This window comes from Kitasatospora sp. NPDC093102 (assembly GCF_040683915.1).
Taxonomy (GTDB): Bacteria; Actinomycetota; Actinomycetes; order Streptomycetales; family Streptomycetaceae; genus Kitasatospora.
Map to the genome: position 1 here is coordinate 1 of NZ_JBFBFA010000146.1, position 1,248 is coordinate 1,248.

The 1,248-nt window shown below is 72.4% G+C and carries 1 protein-coding gene and 2 pseudogenes; 2 read left to right on the top strand and 1 reads right to left on the bottom strand.

Translation table 11 applies throughout. The features are described from left to right. Nucleotides 1-220, bottom strand: a pseudogene (locus tag AB0O11_RS39370) (hypothetical protein); the annotation flags it as partial. A 252-nt stretch (nucleotides 221-472) separates the two neighbouring features. Here AB0O11_RS39370 and AB0O11_RS39375 point away from each other — a divergent pair. After that, the gene (locus tag AB0O11_RS39375; RefSeq protein WP_363397442.1) at nucleotides 473-985 is read left to right on the top strand and encodes a SigE family RNA polymerase sigma factor; all 513 of its coding nucleotides are present in this window, start codon (nucleotides 473-475) and stop codon (nucleotides 983-985) included. Then, a pseudogene (locus AB0O11_RS39380) lies at nucleotides 978-1,248 on the top strand (hypothetical protein); the annotation flags it as partial. The gene AB0O11_RS39375 and the pseudogene AB0O11_RS39380, both read left to right, overlap by 8 nt.

The window sequence follows — 1,248 nt, forward strand, 5'->3', positions numbered from 1 at the left end:
TGGCAGGCACACGGGTAACGGACGAGCCGTTGCCGGAGACCACCGAGGCGCCGGCCGAGTCGGCGCCGGAGGCCGTGGCGGTGGGCGCAGCGGAGGGCTTGGCGTGGGCCGTGGGGGTGGGCATGGGGGTGCCGGTTGCGGCGGTGGCCATTCCCCCTGCGGTCGCGATGGCTGCGGCGGTGGCGGTGGCGGCGATGAGCATGATCGGGCGGATACGCATGAATCGGTGTCCTTTCCTGCGGGCGTCCGGTTGATGCCCGCGCCCCTGTACGCCTCCCGACGCCCGGCAGGTCGCATCCCGCACACGTGATCCAGGTCATAGGCCGTGGGTGCGACCCTGGGACGGCGCTCGTGCGTACAGGGCGGGACGCTCCGCCCAGGACGCACAGCTCCACCGCCGTAGCCGAGGAGTGTCTCCTCGCGAGCCGCCTGTGCCGCGAGCTGACGGACAGCCCCGGAGGAGAGGCCCTTGATGACGCCACAGGAGTTCGACGCGTTCTACGCGGCGTCCTTCTCCCGCCTGACCGGGCAGCTCTACGCGTTAACCGGCAACTGGTCCGAAGCACAGGACGTGGTCCAGGAGGCCTTCATCCGTGCGTGGGACCGAAGGCGTACCTTCGACCCGAACAGCGCCCCGGAGGCATGGATCCGGACCACGGCCCGGCGGCTGGCCCTCTCCCGCTGGCGGCGTCTGGCCCGGGGCCTGCACTTGGCCGGACGCCACCACCGCCAGGAACCACCCACCGTCGAGCCGCCCACCGAGGAGCACCTGATGCTGGTCACCGCGCTCCGCGAGCTGCCCGAGGCACAGCGGAGCGCCCTGGTCCTGCACCACATGTGCGACCTCTCCGTCGAGCAGGTCGCGGCCGAGACCGGCGCCAGCGTCAGCGCCGTCAAAAGCCGCCTCGCCCGCGGCCGGGCCGCGCTCGCGGCCAGACTCGCCGACCAGACCCCGACCAGCGAGGAAGGAAAACTCCGTGTCTGACCCCATCCACGACAACCTCGCCAACCGGCTGCGGCTGCTCGGCACGCAGATGCCCGCACCGACCCTGCCCGCTGCGGAGATCCGCCGACGCGCCGACCAGCGCCGCCGCCGGCACGCCCTCGGCGCGACCGCGGCCTGCACCGCAGCAGCCCTGTGCCTGGCTCTCCCGTCCGTGCTGCACTCACCAGGACCACAACACCCACCGGGACCACAACAAGGAGCAGCCACCACAGACACCCCCTCCGTGCCGGCTTCCCCCCACC

Excerpts from the sequence above, each read along its gene's own strand:
- AB0O11_RS39375 (WP_363397442.1), top strand. The coding sequence starts at position 473 with ATGACGCCACAGGAGTTCGACGCGTTCTACGCGGCGTCCTTCTCCCGC.